At 72.7% G+C, this 18844-nt stretch carries 20 protein-coding genes and 1 tRNA gene; 8 read left to right on the plus strand and 13 right to left on the minus strand.

What is annotated here, in order from left to right; translation table 11 throughout:
* Positions 1 to 72 precede the first annotated feature (72 nt).
* Both MU522_RS02145 and MU522_RS02150 read right to left on the minus strand, forming a co-directional pair.
* A complete protein-coding gene (locus MU522_RS02145; RefSeq protein WP_246992152.1) occupies positions 73 to 2232 on the minus strand; it encodes an MMPL family transporter in 2160 nt (719 codons plus the stop codon).
* Positions 2233 to 2323: 91 nt separating this feature from the next.
* Positions 2324 to 2896, minus strand: coding sequence for an isochorismatase family protein (locus tag MU522_RS02150; RefSeq protein WP_128188821.1), 573 nt, complete (start codon positions 2894 to 2896; stop codon positions 2324 to 2326).
* A gap of 116 nt (positions 2897 to 3012) precedes the next feature.
* On the opposite strand from MU522_RS02150, the gene MU522_RS02155 reads away from it, so the two are divergent.
* The 5 genes from MU522_RS02155 (at position 3013) to MU522_RS02175 (ending at position 6091) form a co-directional block, all read left to right on the plus strand.
* Positions 3013 to 3174 carry a hypothetical protein gene (locus MU522_RS02155; RefSeq protein ID WP_164877051.1) on the plus strand — a complete coding sequence of 54 codons (162 nt, stop codon included), beginning with the start codon at positions 3013 to 3015 and terminating at the stop codon, positions 3172 to 3174.
* A 107-nt stretch (positions 3175 to 3281) separates the two neighbouring features.
* On the plus strand, positions 3282 to 4325 hold the full coding sequence (locus tag MU522_RS02160; RefSeq protein WP_246992154.1) for an alpha/beta hydrolase: 1044 nt from the start codon (positions 3282 to 3284) through the stop codon (positions 4323 to 4325).
* Between the two features lie 170 nt (positions 4326 to 4495).
* The gene (locus MU522_RS02165; RefSeq protein WP_246992156.1) at positions 4496 to 5254 is read left to right on the plus strand and encodes an alpha/beta hydrolase; all 759 of its coding nucleotides are present in this window, start codon (positions 4496 to 4498) and stop codon (positions 5252 to 5254) included.
* Between the two features lies 1 nt (position 5255).
* Positions 5256 to 5906 carry a glycosyltransferase family A protein gene (locus tag MU522_RS02170; RefSeq protein WP_246992158.1) on the plus strand — a complete coding sequence of 217 codons (651 nt, stop codon included), beginning with the start codon at positions 5256 to 5258 and terminating at the stop codon, positions 5904 to 5906.
* The gene (locus tag MU522_RS02175; RefSeq protein WP_246992160.1) at positions 5903 to 6091 is read left to right on the plus strand and encodes a hypothetical protein; all 189 of its coding nucleotides are present in this window, start codon (positions 5903 to 5905) and stop codon (positions 6089 to 6091) included. The genes MU522_RS02170 and MU522_RS02175 overlap by 4 nt, the downstream gene beginning before the upstream one ends.
* A 219-nt stretch (positions 6092 to 6310) precedes the next feature.
* Here MU522_RS02175 and MU522_RS02180 read toward each other — a convergent pair whose 3' ends face one another.
* The 6 genes from MU522_RS02180 to MU522_RS02205 form a co-directional block, all read right to left on the minus strand.
* On the minus strand, positions 6311 to 6730 hold the full coding sequence (locus tag MU522_RS02180) for a hypothetical protein (protein ID WP_246992162.1): 420 nt from the start codon (positions 6728 to 6730) through the stop codon (positions 6311 to 6313).
* Positions 6727 to 7041 carry a hypothetical protein gene (locus MU522_RS02185; RefSeq protein ID WP_246992164.1) on the minus strand — a complete coding sequence of 105 codons (315 nt, stop codon included), beginning with the start codon at positions 7039 to 7041 and terminating at the stop codon, positions 6727 to 6729. The genes MU522_RS02180 and MU522_RS02185 overlap by 4 nt, the downstream gene beginning before the upstream one ends.
* Positions 7038 to 7421 (minus strand): hypothetical protein, encoded by a 384-nt coding sequence (locus MU522_RS02190; protein ID WP_246992166.1) that lies wholly within the window; start codon positions 7419 to 7421, stop codon positions 7038 to 7040. The genes MU522_RS02185 and MU522_RS02190 overlap by 4 nt, the downstream gene beginning before the upstream one ends.
* A 79-nt stretch (positions 7422 to 7500) precedes the next feature.
* Complete coding sequence (locus tag MU522_RS02195) at positions 7501 to 7677, minus strand: hypothetical protein (RefSeq protein WP_246992168.1); 177 nt, start codon at positions 7675 to 7677, stop codon at positions 7501 to 7503.
* A 53-nt stretch (positions 7678 to 7730) separates the two neighbouring features.
* Positions 7731 to 7982 (minus strand): hypothetical protein, encoded by a 252-nt coding sequence (locus MU522_RS02200; RefSeq protein ID WP_246992170.1) that lies wholly within the window; start codon positions 7980 to 7982, stop codon positions 7731 to 7733.
* Between the two features lie 148 nt (positions 7983 to 8130).
* Entirely contained in the window at positions 8131 to 8319 is a 189-nt protein-coding gene (locus MU522_RS02205; protein ID WP_246992172.1) for a hypothetical protein, read from the minus strand.
* Here MU522_RS02205 and MU522_RS02210 point away from each other — a divergent pair.
* A complete protein-coding gene (locus MU522_RS02210) occupies positions 8312 to 8551 on the plus strand; it encodes a hypothetical protein (RefSeq protein ID WP_246992174.1) in 240 nt (79 codons plus the stop codon). The two genes, MU522_RS02205 and MU522_RS02210, sit on opposite strands and share 8 nt — an antisense overlap.
* 95 nt (positions 8552 to 8646) lie before the next feature.
* On the opposite strand, the gene MU522_RS02215 is transcribed toward MU522_RS02210, so the two are convergent.
* Positions 8647 to 8722: transfer RNA gene (locus MU522_RS02215), tRNA-Thr, on the minus strand.
* A 107-nt stretch (positions 8723 to 8829) separates the two neighbouring features.
* Here MU522_RS02215 and MU522_RS02220 point away from each other — a divergent pair.
* Positions 8830 to 11247, plus strand: a complete 2418-nt coding sequence (locus tag MU522_RS02220) for a phosphoketolase family protein (RefSeq protein WP_246992176.1) — start codon at positions 8830 to 8832, stop codon at positions 11245 to 11247.
* 15 nt (positions 11248 to 11262) lie between these two features.
* Here MU522_RS02220 and MU522_RS02225 read toward each other — a convergent pair whose 3' ends face one another.
* From MU522_RS02225 to topA, 4 genes are read right to left on the minus strand one after another with little or no spacing between them, the layout of a single operon-like run.
* Complete coding sequence (locus MU522_RS02225) at positions 11263 to 12849, minus strand: alpha/beta hydrolase (protein WP_128188825.1); 1587 nt, start codon at positions 12847 to 12849, stop codon at positions 11263 to 11265.
* A 38-nt stretch (positions 12850 to 12887) separates the two neighbouring features.
* The gene (locus tag MU522_RS02230) at positions 12888 to 14048 is read right to left on the minus strand and encodes a DNA polymerase III subunit delta' (RefSeq protein ID WP_246992177.1); all 1161 of its coding nucleotides are present in this window, start codon (positions 14046 to 14048) and stop codon (positions 12888 to 12890) included.
* Positions 14049 to 14058: 10 nt separating this feature from the next.
* Entirely contained in the window at positions 14059 to 14691 is a 633-nt protein-coding gene (gene tmk, locus MU522_RS02235) for a dTMP kinase (RefSeq protein ID WP_246992179.1), read from the minus strand.
* The gene (gene topA / locus MU522_RS02240) at positions 14688 to 17405 is read right to left on the minus strand and encodes a type I DNA topoisomerase (RefSeq protein WP_348645601.1); all 2718 of its coding nucleotides are present in this window, start codon (positions 17403 to 17405) and stop codon (positions 14688 to 14690) included. The genes tmk and topA overlap by 4 nt, the downstream gene beginning before the upstream one ends.
* A 185-nt stretch (positions 17406 to 17590) precedes the next feature.
* Between topA and MU522_RS02245 the strand changes: the two genes are divergently transcribed.
* Positions 17591 to 18841, plus strand: coding sequence for a glycosyltransferase (locus MU522_RS02245; protein ID WP_246992180.1), 1251 nt, complete (start codon positions 17591 to 17593; stop codon positions 18839 to 18841).
* Positions 18842 to 18844 lie beyond the last annotated feature (3 nt).

Consider the following 18844-nt stretch of genomic DNA (forward strand, 5'->3'; position numbering starts at 1 on the left):
TCGCGGGATGATTGCGGTTGATCGTATACGATCGTCGCCCGGTCGCGCGAGCGGCGACGAGCTCCTCCAAGCCTACGACTCGGCGCCCTCCCGCCCCAGCCTCGACGGCCACCACGTCCTCGGGCCGATCTCGAGCGCGAGCGCCGGCACCAGCAGCGAGCGCACGATGGTCGTGTCGATCAGCACGCCGAGCGCGACGATGATGGCGAGCTGCAGCAGGAAGAGCACCGGGATCACGCCGAGCGCCGCGAAGGTGGCCGCGAGCACCACGCCGGCGGAGGTGATGACGCCGCCGGTGACGCGCAGACCGCGCAGCACGCCCCCCCGGTGCCCGAGCCTGCCGACCTCCTCGCGCACGCGGGTCATGAGGAAGATGTTGTAGTCGACGCCCAGCGCGACGAGGAACACGAAGGCGAACAGCGGCACCGAGGGGTCCATCGCGGGCACTCCGAGCGCGGTGAGGATGACGGCGCCGACGCCGAGCGCCGTCCCGTACGACAGCACCGTGGTGGCGATGAGCAGCACCGCCGACACGATCGATCGCAGCAGCGCCATCAGGATCAGCAGGATCACCGCGAGCACGACCGGGATGATGAGCGCGCGGTCGCGCTGGGATGCGTCGTTCGTGTCGATCGCGGTCGCGGTCGGCCCGCCGACGATCGCGTCGGGCGTCACGGCGGCCACGCGCTCGCGCAGCTCCCGCACGGTCTCCTGCGCGGCGTCCGAGTCGGGCGCGTCGACGAGGGTCGCCTGGATGAGCACCTGCCCCTCGACGACGGTCGGGGTGGCTGCGGCGAACGGCGAGGCCGGGTCCACGGGCAGCGGGATCGAGCCGGCGGGCGAGTCCTCGCTCGCGACCGCGACGCCGTCGACGCCGTCGACCTCCGCCGCGGCCTCGGCCACCGCATCCAGCTCCCCCTCCGGGGCGAGGATCTGCGTGGGCGAGCCCGAGCCGCCCGGGTAGTGCGCCGAGAGCAGCTCCTGCCCGTCGCGCGCCTGCGACTCCCCCACCACGAACTCGCTCGAGGGCACGCCGTTCGCCTGCAGCTGCACGAGCCCCACCGCGCCGACGCCGAGCACGAGCGCCGAGGCGATCCACACGGCGCGGGCGCGACGGTCGACGAGCTGCGCGACCGCGTTCCACAGGCCCTTGCCCTCGGGCTTCGTGCGCGGCCGCTCGGGCGTCGGCGCGAACGGCCAGAAGGCGACCCGCCCGAACGCCAGCAGCAGGGCGGGCAGCAGCGTGAGGCCGGCGAGGATCGCCGCCGCGATGCCGATGGCGGCGACCGGGCCGAGCTGCTGGTTGGAGACGAGGTCGCTCAGCAGCAGGCACAGCAGGCCCGCGATCACCGTGCCGCCCGAGGCGATGATGGGCTCGAACGAGCCGCGGAGCGCCTGCAGCGTCGCGCGCCAGCGCGAGCGCTCCTGCCCGAGCGCCTCGCGGTAGCGCGCGGTGTAGAGGAGGCCGTAGTCGGTCGCCGCGCCGACGACGAGGATGAAGAGGATGCCCTGGGTCTGGCCGCTGAGCGTCAGGACGCCGGCCTGCGCCAGCAGGAACACCACGAGGATGGCCAGGCACAGCGCGGCGACCGAGGTCAGCAGCACCAGGATCGGCAGCAGCGGCGACCGGTAGACCACGACGAGGATGACGAGGACGGCGCCGAGCGCGACGAGCAGCAGGATGCCGTCGATGCCGGCGAACGCGGCCGAGATGTCGGCGCTGAAGCCCGCGGGGCCGGTCACCGCGGCAGTGGCGCCGGCGGGCAGCTCGGCCTCCTCGAGCGCCAGGCGCACGGCCTCGACCGTCTCGGTGAGCTCCTCGGTCGAGCCCGAGCCGTCGAGCAGCGCCACGACCTGCGCGGCCTGGCCGTCGGCGCTCGGGATGACCGGCGACACCTCGACGACGCCCTCGAGCTCGGCGATCTCCTGCTGCAGCTGCTCGACCTGCTCGAGGTCGCCCGCGTCGAGCTCGCCCTCGGTCGCGAGCACCACGATCGCGGGCACCTCGTCGGCGCCGAGGAACTCCGGCAGCAGCGACTGCACCTCGGTCGAGTCGGCGCTGGCCGGCAGGAAGCTCGTCTGGTCGTTCGACACGACCGACGAGAGCCGGCCGAAGGTCGGGCCGCCGAGCCCGAGCGCGGCGAGCCAGCCGAGGATCAGGACGGCGGGGATGAGCACCCGCAGCCAGGTGGGCACGCGGCGGGTGGACGAGGTGCGGTAGGAGGTAGCCACTTAGCCAGCCTATCTGTTAGTTCGGCTATGTAAACAGCGCATCTCGGACGCGCAATGCAGACAGGCTACATGTAGTTCGGCTACATCTCCATCACGGCAGGCCGACGACCTCCACGCCCGCGTCCCGCAGCTCGTCGAGCGCCGCCGCGCGCGTCACGGGCGACACCGCGGAGGTCAGGCCGTCGATGACCCGCACGGAGAACCCGGCGAGCGCCGCGTCGAGCGCCGAGGCCTTCACGCAGTAGTCGGTCGCGATGCCGACGACGTCGAGCCGATCGACGCCCTGCTCCTCCAGCACCTCGCCGAGCGTCTCGCCGTCGTCGGTCGTGCCCTCGAACGCGGAGTACGCGGGCTCGCCCTGCCCCTTCTTGATGTGCACGTCGATCGCGAGCGCGTCGAGCGCGGGGTGGTACTCGGCACCCTCGGTGCCGGCGACGCAGTGCACCGGCCAGGAGTCGACGAAGTCGGGCTCCCCTGCCGCGAAGTGCCCGCCGTTGTCGCTGTCGGGGTCGTGCCAGTCGCGGCTCGCGGCCACGAGCGCGTACTCGTGGGTGCGCAGGTGCTCGGTGATCGCGGCGGCGACCGCCGCCCCGCCCGTCGTACCGAGCGCGCCGCCCTCGGTGAAGTCGTTCTGCACGTCGACGATCAGGAGTGCTGTGGTCATGCGCCCAGCGTAGGACTCGGATGCGTCGCCGAGTTGCGGAGACGATACCCCGGTGGGTATCGTGGGTCGCGACCACATACCCCCAGGGGTATTGCCGATCGCCTCGAGGAGACATCATGTGCCGTTCCGTCCGCTGCCGAACCTGCGGCAAGACCACCTGGGCAGGCTGTGGCCAGCACGTCGCCGAGGTGCGCCGCGGCGTGCCCGCCTCGCAGTGGTGCGGAGGCCACCAGGACGAGCCGAAGCGCGGCTTCTTCGCGTCGCTGTTCGGCCGCTGACCGACAGGGCATAGCGGGCGCCGAGGGCGCGGCCGTATCGTGAGGCGCCAGAGCGTCGTGCGGTGCGGCCGCACCGGTCGGCGCAGGATCGGCGAGCAGGTGCACGCATGACGACGGGACCGGGGCTGGCCCGCCTCTGGCGAGCCCTCCGCCGGGCGCTGCCGTCGCGCGGCGTGCCGGTCTGGGCGTGGCGCGCCATGATGCGCGCGGTCGCGGGCCGCGAGCTGCGCACGTTCAACGCAGACCCGATCGCCGACGTCCGCTACGACCTCGACATCGACTACGTCGGGGACGGCGACGCCGCGCACCGCCTCGACGTGCTGTCGCCCGCGGGGCACGCCGATCGAGCGGGCGCCGGGGCGGCGCCGCTGCCGGTCTACGTCTACTTCCACGGCGGCGGGTGGACCTCCGGCGACAAGGCCGCGCTCACGAAGTACTGCGCGAGCCAGAGCGTCGGCGGGATGGTGGTCGTCAACGCCAACTACCGCCGCGCGACGCGCGCCCACATGGGGCACATCCTGCAGGACGCGGCAGCCGTGATGGCGTGGGTCACCGAGCACATCGCCTCCTACGGGGGCGACCCCGAGTCGGTGGTGCTCGGCGGCGACTCCGCGGGCGGGCAGATCGCCGCGCTGCTCACCGCCGCCTCCTTCCACCCCGAGCTGCAGCACCACCACTCGCTGGCCTCCGTCCCCGACCGGCGCATCGTGAAGGGGCTCGTGCAGCACTGCAGCGTGGTCGACTTCTCCGTCGTGTTCGAGCGGGGCTCCGCGCTCAGCCTCGACTTCATCCGCATGCTCGTGCCCCGCCACCGGCACGTCCGGGGCGCGACGGCGTCGGCCGCGATGCGCTGGCTGCGCGGCGAGGCCCGGTTCCTCTCGCCGATCGAGTGGCTCGCGCCGGAGTTCCCGCCCGTGCTCGTGACCACCTCCGAGCGCGACTACTTCTACCGCGCCAACATGAACTTCCTCCAGCGGCTCCGCGCGCACCGCATCCCGGTCGAGGCGCTCGTGTACGACCGGTCGGCGCGCAGGGCGGTGCACACGTGGCAGCAGAACGCCGCGCACGCCGAGTCGCAGGAGGTGTACCGCCGGCTGCACCGGTTCGTGCAGAGGGTGACGGGCGCAGCCCCGGAGGGCCTTCGCGCATAACCGCGACGCGCGGCGGCCCGGGTCCCGCTCCGGAGGGCGGCGGGCCGCTGGAGCGCTGGCACACCGGCGCCGGCGCCCGCGTCGTCGACGTCGTCGACTGGACCGCGACTCCCCGCGGCGCGTCCCGCTCGTGGTTCGACGCCCCGAGCGGACGGCTGGCGACCCTCAGCATGGGGCCCGAGGAGGGCGAGTCGGTGCTGCTCGTGCCCGGCCTGACCGGATCGAAGGAGGACTTCTCGCTCGTCCTGCCGGGCCTCGCGCATGCCGGGCTGCGCGCGCTCAGCTACGACCTCGCGGGCCAGTACGAGTCGGCCGAGGCGGGCCCGGAGCACCTCGTGCCGCCGCGCGCCCGCTACGACTACGACCTGTTCGTCGACGACCTCATCGCGCTGCTCGAGTCCCGCGGCGGCCCGTCGCACGTGCTCGGGTACTCGTTCGCCGGCATCGTCGCGCAGCTCGCGCTCGTGCGACGGCCCGAGCTGTTCTCGAGCCTGACGCTCATGAGCTGCCCGCCCCGGCCCGGCCCGGGCTTCCGCGACGTCCCCGTGGTGGGGCGGTTCAGCGTCGTCGCGAGCAGCCGCGTCAACGCGGCGATCGTGGTGTGGGCGCTGCGCCGCAACGTCGCCCGCGTCCCGCGCTCGCGCATCCGCTTCGTGCGGCAGCGCTTCGGCCTGACCCGGCGCCGATCGGTCACCGACGCCTTCGAGCTCATGCAGCACACGCCCGACGTGCGCGGGATCCTCGCCACCGCGCGCCTGCCGAAGCTCGTCGCGGTGGGCGAGCACGACATCTGGCCGCTCGAGCTGCATCGCCGCTTCGCCGCCGAGATCGGCGCGCGCCTCTCGGTGTACCCGGGCGGGCACAGCCCGTGCGAGACCTCGCCGCTCGAGCTGACCGAGGATCTCCTGCAGCTCATCCGCGGAGCCTGACGTGCGCATCTCCGTCGTGATCCCCGTGCGCGACGACGCGATCGCGCTCGAGGGCTGCCTCGCCGCGCTCGCGCGCCAGTCGCGCGCGCCCGACGAGATCCTGGTCGTCGACAGCGGCAGCACCGACGGCAGCGCGGAGGTCGCCGCGCGCCACGGCGCGCGCGTGCTCGCGGTGCGCGCGCCCGGCATCCCCGGGGCGACCGCCGCCGCGCTCGACGCGGCCGTCGGCGACGTGCTTGCGCGGCTCGACGCCGACACCGTGCCGCCGCCGCAGTGGGTCGGGCGCATCGAGGCGGCGTTCGCCGCCGACCCGCAGCTCGACGCGATCAGCGGGGCCGCGACCTTCTACGGCGGCACGTGGCTCGTGCGGTACCTCGGCCGCAAGAGCCTCACGGTGGGCTACTTCCGGCTGATCGCCGCGCTGCTCGGGCACGCGCCGCTGTACGGCTCGAACTTCGCGATGCGCGCCGACCTCTGGAGGCGGATGCGACTGGCCGTGCACCGCGACCGCGCCGACGTGCACGACGACGTCGACCTGTCGCTGCACCTGCCGCCCGGCAGCGCGGTGCGCTACGACCCGCCGCTCACCGTCGGCGTCTCGGCCCGATCGTTCACCCGGCCCCCCGCGGCACACGCGGCCAGATCGGGATGACGGCTCGCACGCTGCTGGTCACGAGCCGCGAGACGGGCCTCATGCGCCTGCGCCTCGCGTGGTTCCTCGCGGCGCTGCCCACGGGCGCTGCCGCGCGCGGCCCGCTCGGGCGGCTGGAGCGGCGGACGGCGGCGGCGTCGAGACGCGGCTGGCTGCGGCTGCTGCGCCGGTTCGCGCGCAGCTGATCGGCCGCGAGGCCCCGACGATGTCGGGAGTGAGGTGCTGGTGCCGCCTGGGAGAATCGAACTCCCGACCTATTCGGCGTCGACGCCCTGCTCCAAGAGCGAAAGCGCAGGGAATCTGCCCGAGCCGGAGGAGGCGCCGCGTACGGCCCAGGCTCCTAGGACGACCCGCCACACGACGGAAAGCGCCCCGCCCCCTCCGAAGAGGGGGCAGGGCACAGATCAGGCTTGCGCGAGCACCGAGAACGATCCGTTCGCCACCTGGAGTTCGTTCACCGCGAGCCGGTACTCATAGCGCCCCGCCCTGAGTGGCATGCCTTGGGGGATGTTGACGGCCAAAGGCTGAACCAGCTCCGTGCCGCGAACGAGCCCAGCAGGGCGGCCCACCTCAAACTCTCCGCCGATCGAGACTGCAGTGTTCAACTCGCCGTTTTCCGAGGGGAGTTGGACAGTGTTCCCGTCCTCGTCGACGAGCTCCAACTTGAACACGTGAGGCTGATTGGCCTCATGCCACTCCGCGAAGAACCAGATCACGATCGCGTGGGGGGGCAGAGGAGAGGTCACGATGTTCCAACCAAGGCCGAGAGCATTAACCTTGTCGTTCGCCTGGGCGGCGTCCGCGAGAAGGAGCGTCGCCCTCATGCCGCAAACGCAGGCAGACTGCGCACGACCGCCGGCACGCCATGTGACGTTCGCTCTGGAGCCACCCACCGACCAGCGACCGGCGTACTAATCCGCACGAAGCCGACTCGCGGCTCCCATTCGACTTTGAGCAGGACCTGACGGGCGACTTGGTCGACCGAGATGACTCGGGCGTCGTACATCGCCTCATCGGCGGGGTCGCGGACAAGGAGGCTCTCGTCAACGCTGACGTCACCGATCCGCCGCATCGAAACGGCCAGTGTGCCGTCCTGCAGCACGTTATTGAAGTCGGCCTGGATGATTCTGCTCATGCCTTGCCTCTCTTGATCGGGTTGGGCACCGGCGACTCGAAGGAAGCGACGAAGCCCTCGGCTTGCGATTGTTCCACAGGAACATCGAAGTGGACATGGTAGTGATGCGGTCCCTGATTTCCCCCAGGTTCGTGTGTGAGACGGAACCCAGCAGCCTCCAGGCGGCTCACCGAGGACAACTGGATCTTCCCGTGCGGGATTCCCTGGACGCGGCAGATGCGCTCGATGCACTCCTCCTCAGTTTCGTCGGGACGGGGTGCGTCGACGAAGACCGAAAGAGCAGGCGTCCCCATATCAGCGTTGTCGAGTACGAGCTCACGAATCTCTCGGGCGTCACGCAGGGATCCGCCGCGCACGACAACGGGATCGACGGCCTCCATCAGGCGATCTAAGCACTGCACGTTGCGGAGTACGAATCGCCCTCCCCCGCGACCGAGGGCAGGCGGCGGCGAGACGTGACTACGGACCGCGGGTGGCGGAGAAGACGCGGTTGCGCTTCGTGTGCACGCGCGCGTGGATCCGGCGGGCGCCGTCCTCGATCGCCTCGGCGAAGAGGCCGGCCACGGCCTCGAGCGCCAAGTGGAGTGCTTCGTAGCCGCGCCGCCAGAGTGGTTCGCGGTCAGGCGTGCCGACCACGGCTGGGACCCTCAAGCTTGGCCTGGTCGACGACGTGCTGCACGGTGTGCGCATCAGGGACGGAAACGGTGTTCACCACGGCGAGCGGGGCCCGGCTTCGACCCGTTGGGGACGACGGCGACGGCGATCGCAGCGAACGCGGCGACGATAACGCCGAGCCAGGACGCGAGGCCAACGTCGGCGAAGCCGGTCCCGTCCGCGACGAGCAGCAGCACCGCCTGACCGCCCGCAGTGAGGAGTGCGGCGATCGTCTTCGGTACGGTGCCGGCGACGAGATAGACGGGGATCGCGCCGATCACGATCACCGCGACCTGGATCAGCTCGACCGCGGACAGGTGGTCGTCGGTGAGGGCGGTGATGAGGATGCCGACCGCGGCGAGCGCGATGTAGACGATCGCCTTCGCACCTCGGCTGGCGTCGTCGGGATGACCGCGACGGGCTTGTCACTGGCGGTCATGTGGTGCCTCCTTGGGGCGTGTCCTTCGGGTCGATGAGGTGGGCGATGTAGGCCCAGATGCGCGGGTGAGGGACCTCGGGGAACGCGCGGGTCCACTCGTCGAACACGTGGCGGACGAACGCGGCCAGCCGGTGCACCCAGCGCTCGACGCGCTCGAGCTCCCCGATCGGCGATGCCGTGGGCACGCGCGCGTGGCGCCGCGTCCTCGATGTCGCGGGCCTCTCGCACGTGCGCCGCGACCAGGCCCGCCACACGGCCGCGACGATCCAGCTGAAGCAGTCCAAGCGGGACGTCGCCGTGATCGCGAAGAATCTCGGCCACACCGACCCGGGCTTCACCTACCGCACCTACATCCACCCACTCGAGGACGCGGAAGCGCAGCTCGCGCGGGAGGCGGCGAAGCTCTTCGGGACGTAGGGCGTCGCTTAGGGCGTCGGAGGCCGCTGGAACGACGAAACGGCCCCTGACTCGGACTCCTTGAAGAAGTCCCGGTCAAGGGCTTTTTTCGGTGCTGGTGCCGCCTGGGAGAATCGAACTCCCGACCTATTCATTACGAGTGAATCGCTCTGCCGACTGAGCTAAGGCGGCGTGCCGAGGCACGATCATCGAGCATAGCGCATGGCCGGCCTGCGCCACGACCGGCGGGACGGCATCCGCCCTTGACGGCCGAGGGCGCCGCGCACCAGGCTCGAGCCATGACGGCGACCGCCTGGCAGCGACGGGGCGGCGAGCCCTCCCCCGACGACCTCGACCGCGTCGACGCCTGGTGGCGCGCGGCGAACTACCTGAGCATCGGGCAGATCTACCTGCTCGAGAACCCGCTGCTGCGGCAGCCGCTCGCGCGCGAGCACATCAAGCCGCGGCTGCTCGGCCACTGGGGAACCACCCCGGGACTCACCTTCCTGCAGGCGCACCTGAACCGCGCCATCCGCGAGCGCCGGCAGCGCACCCTCTTCGTCACCGGGCCCGGCCACGGCGGGCCCGCGGTCGTCGCGGGCGCCTGGCTCGACGGCGTCTACGCAGAGCGCTACCCCGAGGTCGGAGTCGACGAGCGCGGCATGCAGCGGCTCTTCCGGCAGTTCTCGTTCCCCGGCGGCATCCCGAGCCACGCCGCACCCGAGACGCCCGGCTCCATCAACGAGGGCGGCGAGCTGGGCTACTCCCTCGCGCACGCCTACGGCGCCGCGTTCGACGACCCCGACCTGCTGGTCGCGTGCGTCATCGGCGACGGCGAGGCCGAGACCGGTCCGCTCGCGACCGCCTGGCACGGCAACAAGCTGCTCAACCCCGCAGCCGACGGCGCCGTGCTGCCGATCCTGCACCTGAACGGGTGGAAGATCGCGGGCCCGACCCTCCTCGCGCGCATCCCCGAGCACGAGCTCGTTTCGCTCATGCGCGGCTACGGCCACGAGCCGCTCGTCGTCACCGTCGGCTTCGACGACGAGCCGGCGCGGGAGGTGCACGCGCGCTTCGCCGCGGTGCTCGACGACGCCCTCGACCGCATCGCGGCGATCAAGGCCGACGCCGCCGCGGGCACGCTCACCGAGCGGCCCGCGTGGCCGATGATCGTGCTGCGCAGCCCCAAGGGCTGGACCTGCCCGGACGAGGTCGACGGCGAGCGCATCGAGGGCACCTGGCGCGCCCACCAGGTGCCGCTGTCGGGCGTGCGCGACGACGACGGCCACCGTCGCATCCTCGAGGAGTGGATGCGCTCGTACCGACCCGAGGAGCTCTTCGACGAGCGCGGCGCGCCGGCCGCCGCCGTGCGGGCCAACGTGCCGGAGGGCGACCTGCGCATGGCCGCGGAGCCGGCCGGGAACGGCGGCGTGCTGCGGCAGCCGCTGCGCCTCGCGGCGATCGGCGGACACGCCATCGACGTCGCACCCGACGCGCGCGGCGCCGTCGAGGCGCAGGCGACGGCGGTGCTCGGCGAGTGGCTCGCCGAGGTCATCCGCGACAACCCCCGCACGTTCCGCATCTTCGGGCCCGACGAGACCGCATCCAACCGCCTCGCCCCCGCCGTCTACGCCGCCACCGAGCGCCAGTGGAACGCGCGCATCGAGCCCGGCGACGAGCACCTCGCCCCCACCGGTCGCGTGATCGAGGTGCTCAGCGAGCACCAGTGCCAGGGCTGGCTCGAGTGCTACCTGCTCACCGGCCGGCACGGGCTGTTCAACACCTACGAGGCGTTCGCGCACATCGTCGACTCGATGCTCGGCCAGCACGCGAAGTGGCTCGAGTCGGCGATGCACGTGCCGTGGCGCGAGCCGATCGCGAGCCTCAACTACCTGCTCTCGAGCCACGTCTGGCGGCAGGACCACAACGGCTTCAGCCACCAGGACCCGGGCTTCATCGACGTCGCGCTCAACAAGAGCCCCGAGGTCGTGCGCGTGCACCTGCCGTTCGACGCCAACACGCTGCTCGTGACCGCCGACCACTGCCTGCGCTCGACAGGGCGCATCAACCTCGTCGTGGCCGGCAAGCAGCCGGCGCCCCAGTGGCTGAGCATGGCCGAGGCCGAGGAGCACTGCCGTCGCGGGCTCGGCGTGCTGCCGTGGGCGGGCACCGAGCGGGAGGGGGCGGGCCCGGATGCGGTGCTGGCGGCGGCCGGGGACGTCCCGACGCTCGAGGCGCTCGCCGCGGCCGCCATCCTCCGCGAGCGCGTGCCGGAGCTGTCGCTGCGCGTCGTCAACGTCGTCGACCTCGGAAGGCTGCAGCCGCCGGACGTGCACCCGCACGGACTGCCGGACGACGAGTACGACCGCATCTTCCCGCCCGAGGCGCCGACCGTCTTCGCCTACCACGGCTATCCGTGGCTCATCCACCGCCTCGCGTACCGCCGGGGCCACCACCCGCACCTGCACGTGCACGGCTTCCTCGAGCGCGGCACGACGACGACGCCGTTCGACATGGTGATGATGAACGAGCTCGACCGCTTCCGGCTGGCGATCGACGTGCTGCAGCGCGTGCCGGGGCTCGCCGAGGCGCACGCCGGGCTGCTCGATGAGCTCGTCGATGCGCGCGCGAGGGCCCGCGCCCACACCCGCGAGCACGGGGTCGACGTGCCGGAGGTCGCCGACTGGCGCTGGCCGGCGTCGTCGCTCAGCGGCTGAGCGCCGGTCGCCGCCTCAGCAGTCGATCTGCCCGGCCGGCGCGACGCCGTCGAGGAAGTACTCGTTCACCGGCCGGTCGACGCAGTCGTTGCCGCCGAAGTACTGCCCGTGGCCCTCCGCGTCGACCGAGATGAGCACGCCCGACTCGAGCATCGCCGCGAGGTCGACCGACTGCTGGTACGGCGTCGCCGGGTCGTTGATGCCGCCGATCACGATGATCGGCTCAGCGCCCGGCGCGGTGATCTCGTGCGGCTCGCGCGTCGCCTCGAAGGGCCACGCGGCGCAGCTGCCGAGCCCCACGAAGTCGGGCCCGAGCGTCGGCGCCGCGGCCATGATCTGCTCGGCGTTCGCGCGCACCTCGTCGAAGTCGGTCACCGGCGGGTAGTCGAGGCAGTTGACCGCGATGAGCGTCTCGAGCGAGTTGTCCTCGAAGGAGCCGTCCGGGCGCACGCCGTAGTAGGCGTCGGCCTGCGCGAACGCGGTCTCGCCGCGGCCCGCCGCGACGTCGGCGATCACCTGGCGCAGCGTCTCCCACTGCGCGTCGCTGTAGAGGTTGGCGGCGATCGCGGTGAAGAACGCCCCGGAGCCGAGCTGGCGGCCGTCGGCGACCTCGATCGGGTCGGCGTCGATCGCGTCGAGCAGGGCGCGCGTCTGCTGCAGCGCATCCTCCTTCGACCCCTGGAAAGGGCAGTCGCGCTGCTGCAGGCAGTCGGTGACGAAGTTGCCGTACGCGAGCTCGAAGCCGGCCGCCTGGTAGAGCGTGCCCTCGAAGTCGGTCGAGTCGGGCGCGACCGCCGCGTCGAGCACCATGCGGCCGACGTTCTCGGGGAACAGGTCGGCGTAGGTCGAGCCGATGAGCGTGCCGTACGAGACGCCGAGGTAGTTGAGGCGCTCCTCGCCCAGCAGCGCCCGCAGCAGGTCGAGGTCGCTCGCGACCTGCTCGGTGCCGATGTGCTGCAGGTAGTCGCCGGTGTGCTCGAGGCATGCGTCGCCCAGCCACTGCGCCGACTCGAGCTGCTGCTCGAGGTCCTCGTCGCTGAGCGGCTCGGGCGCGGGGCCCGGCGGGATCTCCCACAGCCAGTCGTAGAGCTCCTGCGGGTCGTCGTAGCAGGAGATGGGCGTCGAGCCGCCGACCCCGCGGGGGTCGAAGCCGACGAGGTCGTAGTGCTCGCGCACGTCCGGGTGCAGCAGGTAGTCGGCGTAGCTCTGCACGTACTCCACGCCGGATGCGCCGGGGCCGCCGGGGTTGTAGAGGATCGCGCCGCGGCGCTCACCGGTCGCGGGCGCCACGGTGACGGCGAGCTCGATCGACTCCTCGCCCGCGCTGAACCAGTCCATGGGCGCGGTGACGGTGCCGCACCAGTTGGCGCCGCAGTCCTGCCAGTCGACGTCCTGACCGAAGTAGGGCTCGAGCTCGGGCGCGACGGCCTCGCCCGTGGGGCTCCACAGCGGCTCGTCGCTCGCGCCGGGCGTGCCGGAGGTGCCGGGCGTGCTCGGGCTGCCGGGCAGCGGCGGCGGCAGGATGACGCAGCCCGTGAGGGCGAGCCCGGTGGCGGCGACGACGGCCAGTGCGGTGAGGCCGCGGCGGCGGAGGCGATGCATGCTCACACGGTATTGCCCGAGCCTGTGGCCGGGGCCTGTCAGCGGCGCTGCGCCGCCCGCGCGGCGCGCACGAGCATCGCCTCGAGCGCCAGCAGCGGCGGCACGTTGGCCTCGATGCGCTCGCGGGCGATGCGGATCTGGTCGAGCACGTCGATCACGGCGGCGCGCTCGAGGTAGTCGGCTGCGGCCTGCACGGTCGGGCGCATCGCCTCGTTGACGAGCTCGCGCCCGACGCCCAGCTGCGTCATGAGGATGTCGCGGTAGAGCGAGAGCAGGTCGACGAGGATGCGGTCGACGCCGTCGCGCATGCCGCGCTTCGCGCGCTGCTTCTGGGCGTCGTCGAGCTCCTTGAGCTGGCGACGGAGCTGCGGCGGCACGGTGCCGCCCGGCTCGATGCCGAGCTGGCGCAGCGCCTGCGCGCGCTCGGCCTCGTCGCGCTCGGCCGAGAGCGCGTCGGCGTCGGCCGTCGCGATCTCGACGTAGCGGGCCGCGGCGAGCACGGCCGAGGCCGCCGTCGACACCCGCATCGCGATCTGCAGCGTCTCGGCCCGGCGGGCCCGCGCCTCGTCGCTCGTCGCGAGCCGACGCGCCATGCCGATGTGGCTCTGCGCCTCGCGAGCCGCGCGCTCGGCGACCGCGGGGTCGACGCCGTCGCGCTCGACGAGCAGGCGGGCGACGTCGGCCGGGTCGGGCACCTGCAGCGTGAGGGTGCGCACGCGCGAGCGGATCGTCGGCAGCAGGTCTGCCTCGCTGGGCGCGCAGAGGATCCAGACGGTCTCGGGCGGCGGCTCCTCCAGTGCCTTGAGCAGCGCGTTGGAGGTGCGCTCGGCCATCCGGTCGGCGTCCTCCACCACCACGACGCGGTAGCGCGCGGTCGAGGGTGCGAGCGATGCGCGCTGCACCACGGCGCGGGCCTGCGCGATGGTGATGAGCACGCCCTCGGTCGAGAGCGTCACGAGGTCGGGATGGGTGCGCGCCTCGACGAGGGTCGCCACCTCCGGCTCGACGCCGGTCGGCGCAGACAGCAGCGCCGCGGCGAAGGCGTAGGCGAGGTTGGAGCGGCCCGATCCGGGCGGGCCCGTGAGCAGCCAGGCGTGGGTCATCGCGCCGTGGGCGTCGCCCGGCTGCTCGGCCGCGGCGCGACGCAGCTGCTCGACCGCATCCGCCTGGCCGACGATCGCGCTCCAGCCGCCCGTCATCCGCTCCCCCTCAGTGGTGCGCGTCGAGCATCGCACGCACGAGCGACACGACGCTCGCGTGCACCTCGTCGGGGGTGCCGGATGCGTCGACGACGGCGAAGCGGTCGGGCTCGGCCGCGGCGAGCCCGAGGTAGGCCTCGCGCACGCGCCGCGCGAAGTCGAGCCCCGTCTCCTCGAGCCGGTCGTACGGCGCGTGCTCGCGCGCGGCCATCCGCTCGCGCCCCGCCTCGGGCTCGATGTCGAGCAGGATCGTGAGATCCGGAAGCAGCCCGTCGACTGCCCACAGCGACAGGTCGCGCACCTGCTGGCCGTCGAGCTCGCGGCCGGCGCCCTGGTAGGCGACCGAGGAGTCGAGGTAGCGGTCCTGCACGACGACGTCGCCGCGCTCGAGCGCGGGCCGCACGAGCGTCGCGACGTGCTGCGCGCGGTCGGCGGCGTACAGCAGCGCCTCGGCGCGCGGCGCGACGTGCCCCTCGGTGTGCTGCACGAGCCGGCGGATCTCGACGCCGAGCTCGGTGCCGCCGGGCTCGCGCGTGCGCACGACCGAGCGGCCGCGCTCCTCGAGCCACGCCTGCAGCATCGCCGCCTGCGTCGACTTGCCGGAGCCGTCGCCGCCCTCGAGCGTGATGAAGGCGCCGGTCACTGCTCCGCCGCGGGCTTCTTCGCCGCCGGCTTCTTCGCGGCCGGCTTCTTCGCGGCCGGCTTCTTGGCGGCGGGCTTCTTGGCGGCCGTCTTCCGCACCGGCTTCTTGGTCGGGCCCTTCTCGCGCTTCAGCTGCAGCAGCTCGATGGCGCGCTCGAAGGTGATCGCCTCGACGTCCTCGCCGCGCGGGATGGTCGCGTTCGTCTCGCCGTCGGTCACGTAGGGGCCGAAGCGGCCGTCGCGCACCTTCACCGGCTTGCCCGAGACCGGGTCGGCGTCGAACTCCTTGAGCGCCGACGCGGCGCGCCGGGCGCCGTACTTCGGCTGCGCGAAGCGCTCGACCGCCTGCTCGAGCGTGATCGAGAAGATCTGGTCCTCCTCGTCGAGCGAGCGGGTGTCCTCGCCCTTCGACAGGAACGGCCCGTAGCGGCCCGGCCGCGCGGTGATCTCGACGCCCGACTCCGGGTCGACGCCGACGACCCGCGGCAGCGAGAGCAGCTTGAGCGCGGTCTCGAGGTCGACCGACTCCGGCTCCATCGCCTTGAAGAGGGATGCGCGGCGCGGCTTGGGCGCGGCCTTGCCCTTCTTCGGGGCGACGGGCTTGCCCTCGTCGTCGAGCTCGACCGGCAGCGCCTCCTCGATGTAGGGCCCGAAGCGGCCGTTCTTCACGACCACGTCGAGGCCCGTCTCCGGGTGCTGCCCGAGCACGCGGTCCTGCACGGGCTCGGCGGCGAAGAGCTCCTCCGCCTTCTCGGGCGTGAGCTGGTCGGGCGTGAGGTCCTCGGGCAGGTTCGCGCGCTTCGTCTCGCCGTCGGGGCCGGTGCCCTCGAGGTAGGGGCCGTACTGGCCCACGCGCAGCGTGACGCCCTCGGCCACCGGGATCGAGTTGACGGCCCGCGCGTCGATGTCGCCGAGGTTCTCGACGGTCGACTTCAGGCCGGGCCGCTCGTCGCTGCCGAAGTAGAAGCGCTGCAGCCACTCCTGCCGGTCGAGCTCGCCGTCGGCGATGCGGTCGAGGTCGGCGAGCATCTCGGCGGTGAAGTCGTAGTCCACGTAGTCGCCGAGGTTGTCCTCGAGCAGCTTGATGGTCGAGAACGCGATCCAGTTCGGCACGAGCGCGCCGCCGCGCTGCGTGACGAAGCCGCGGCGCACGATCGTGTCGATGATCGAGGCGTACGTGGACGGCCGGCCGATCTCGAGCTCCTCGAGCGCTTTCACGAGGCTCGCCTCGGTGTAGCGCGGCGGAGGCGTCGTCACGTGCTCCTTGCGCTCGAGCTCGGCGAGGTCGACGCGGTCGCCGCCCTTGACGTCGGGCAGCGTGCCCTCGGCCTCGGCGTCGTCGGCGTAGCGCGAGGCATCCTTGCCCTCCTCGTACGCCTGCAGGAAGCCGGGCTCGGTGATGACGGTGCCGGATGCGGTGAACTCGGCGACGCCGCGGGCCGTCTTCTCCGAGGCGATGGTGATGGTCGCGGTCTGGCCCGTCGCGTCGATCATCTGGCTCGCGACGGTGCGCTTCCAGATGAGCTCGTACAGCCGGTGCTCGTTGGGCGTCATCGACGCCTTGACCTCGCTCGGGGTGCGGAAGGCCTCGCCGGAGGGGCGGATCGCCTCGTGCGCCTCCTGCGCCGACTTCGACTTGCCGGCGTAGTGGCGAGCGGCCTGCGGCACCGAGCCCGGGCCGTAGAGGCTCGTGGCCTGCGCGCGCGCTGCGGCGATCGCCTGCGACGACAGCGAGGGCGAGTCGGTGCGCATGTAGGTGATGTAGCCCTGCTCGTAGAGCGACTGCGCCACCGACATCGTCTGCTTCGCCGAGAGCTTGAGCTTGCGGCCCGCCTCCTGCTGCAGCGTCGACGTCGTGAACGGCGCCGACGGGCGGCGGCGGTACGGCTTCGACTCGACGCCGGCGACCGCGAAGGCTGTCTGCTCGAGCTCGGTCGCGAGCGACTCGGCCGCCTCCGCGTCGAGGATCGTGCGCACGCCCTTGATCTGGCCTCGGTCGTCGAAGTCGCTGCCGGTCGCGACGCGGGCGCCGTCGAGGCGCACGAGGCGCGCACCGAAGCGCGACCCCTCGGCCTCGAACTGCGCGGTCAGGCTCCAGTAGCCGGCGGCGACGAACGCCATGCGCTCGCGCTCGCGGTCGACGATGAGGCGGGCGGTCGGCGACTGCACGCGGCCGGCCGACAGGCCCTGCCGCACCTTGCGCCACAGCACCGGGCTCACCTCGTAGCCGTAGAGGCGGTCGAGGATGCGGCGGGTCTCCTGGGCGTCCACGAGCGGCATGTTGAGCTCGCGCATCGAGTCCTTCGCCTGCTCGATGGCGTCCTTCGTGATCTCGTGGAACACCATCCGCTTGACCGGCACCTTCGGCTGCAGCACCTCGAGCAGGTGCCACGCGATGGCCTCGCCCTCGCGGTCCTCATCCGTCGCGAGGATGAGCTCGTCGGCGTCCTTGAGCGCGCGCTTCAGCTCGGCGACCGTCTTCTTCTTCTCGTCGCTGACGACGTAGTAGGGGGCGAAGCCGTGGTCGACGTCGACGGCGAACTTGCCGTACGACCCCTTCTTCAGGTCGGCGGGCAGGTCGCGCGGGCTGACGAGGTCGCGGATGTGGCCGACGGAGGCCAGCACCTGGTATCCCTCGCCGAGGTACCGCTCGATCGTCTTGCCCTTCGCCGGGGACTCCACGATGACGAGCTTCTTGCCCATGCTCACGCTCACTGCTCTTCTTGGGGGATGGTGTGCCCGACCGGGCCACGCCTCGACACAATACACACGGTGTCATGGTGCTCCCCAGGTCGTCGGCGCGGCTGCCGCCCGCCCGCCGCGCAGGAGGGCCGTCGACGCGGGGGCGCCGCCGATCTACGCTGAGCATGGCGCCGGATGACGCCGGTGAGGGGCCCACGATGGCCGGAAGCGACGATCCGCAGGCCCCGCGCAGCTACCTGCTCGGGCTCACCGACGCCGGCGGGACGGTGCCGCCGGAGCTCGGCGTGGCCCGCCGGCTCGCGACGCGCGGACACCGGGTGGCGGTGATCGGCGACCGGAGCATGGCGGATGCGACGGCGCGCGCGGGCGCCGCCTGCACCGCCTGGTCGAGGCCCGCCGTCGAGGTGCGCGACTGGGCCGCGCGCTCCCCCGGCAGGCTCGTGCGGGAGCTGGCGGAGACGATGATCATCGGCCCGGCGCCGTCGCAGGCCGACGACCTGGCCGCAGCGATCGCGGCCGAGCCGCCGGACGTCGTGCTGACCTCCTCCTTCGCGGTTGGGGCGATGATCGCCGCCGAGGCGGCAGGCGTGCCGTACGGGGTGCTCATCCCCAACATCTACCCGCTCGGCGCCGAGGGCATCCCACCGTTCGGCGCTGGGCTGCGTCCCGCGCGGGGGCGGGCCGGCAGGATCCGGGACCGGTCGCTGACGGCGGCCAGCAGGCGCATGTTCGACCGCCGTGCGCTCGGCGGCCTGAACCGCGTGCGCTCCGCGCACGGCCTCGATCCCGTCGCCACCTTCTGGCAGCAGCTCCTGCGGGCCGAGCGCCTCCTCATCCTCACGTCGGCCGCGTTCGACCTGCCGGGCGCCCTGCCCGCGCACGCCCGCTACGTCGGACCGGTGCTCGACGACCCGGCGTGGGCAGGCGCCGCGGCGTGGCTGCCGCCTGCCGGCGACGAGCCGCTCGTGCTCGTCGCGATGTCGTCGACATTCCAGGACCACGCCGAGTGCCTGCAGCGCGTGATCGACGCCCTCGCGACCCTGCCGGTGCGCGCGGTGGTCACGACCGGTCCTGCCATCGATCCCGCATCGCTGCGCGGCGCGTCGCGCGTGTCGGTCGTGCGGGCGGCGCCCCACGCCGACGCGATGCGCGATGCGAGCCTCGTGGTGACGCATGGCGGCCATGGCACGGTGGTGAAGGCGCTGGCCGCCGGCTGCCCGCTCCTGCTCCTGCCCCACGGCCGCGACCAGGCCGACAACGCGGTGCGCGTGGTCCTCCGGGGCGCCGGGCGCACGATCTCCCGGCGCGCCTCGTCGCGCCGGATCGCCGCCGCGGCCGCCGCGCTGCTGCAGGACGCCGGCGCCGCGGCGGCGGCTCGCCGACTCGGCACCGCGATCGTCCGCGATGCGAGCGGGCCGGCGCTCGTCGACGAGCTCGAGTCGATGTAGCGC

The sequence above is a fragment of the Agrococcus sp. SCSIO52902 genome (assembly GCF_022983135.1).
Classification (GTDB): Bacteria; Actinomycetota; Actinomycetes; order Actinomycetales; family Microbacteriaceae; genus Agrococcus; species Agrococcus sediminis.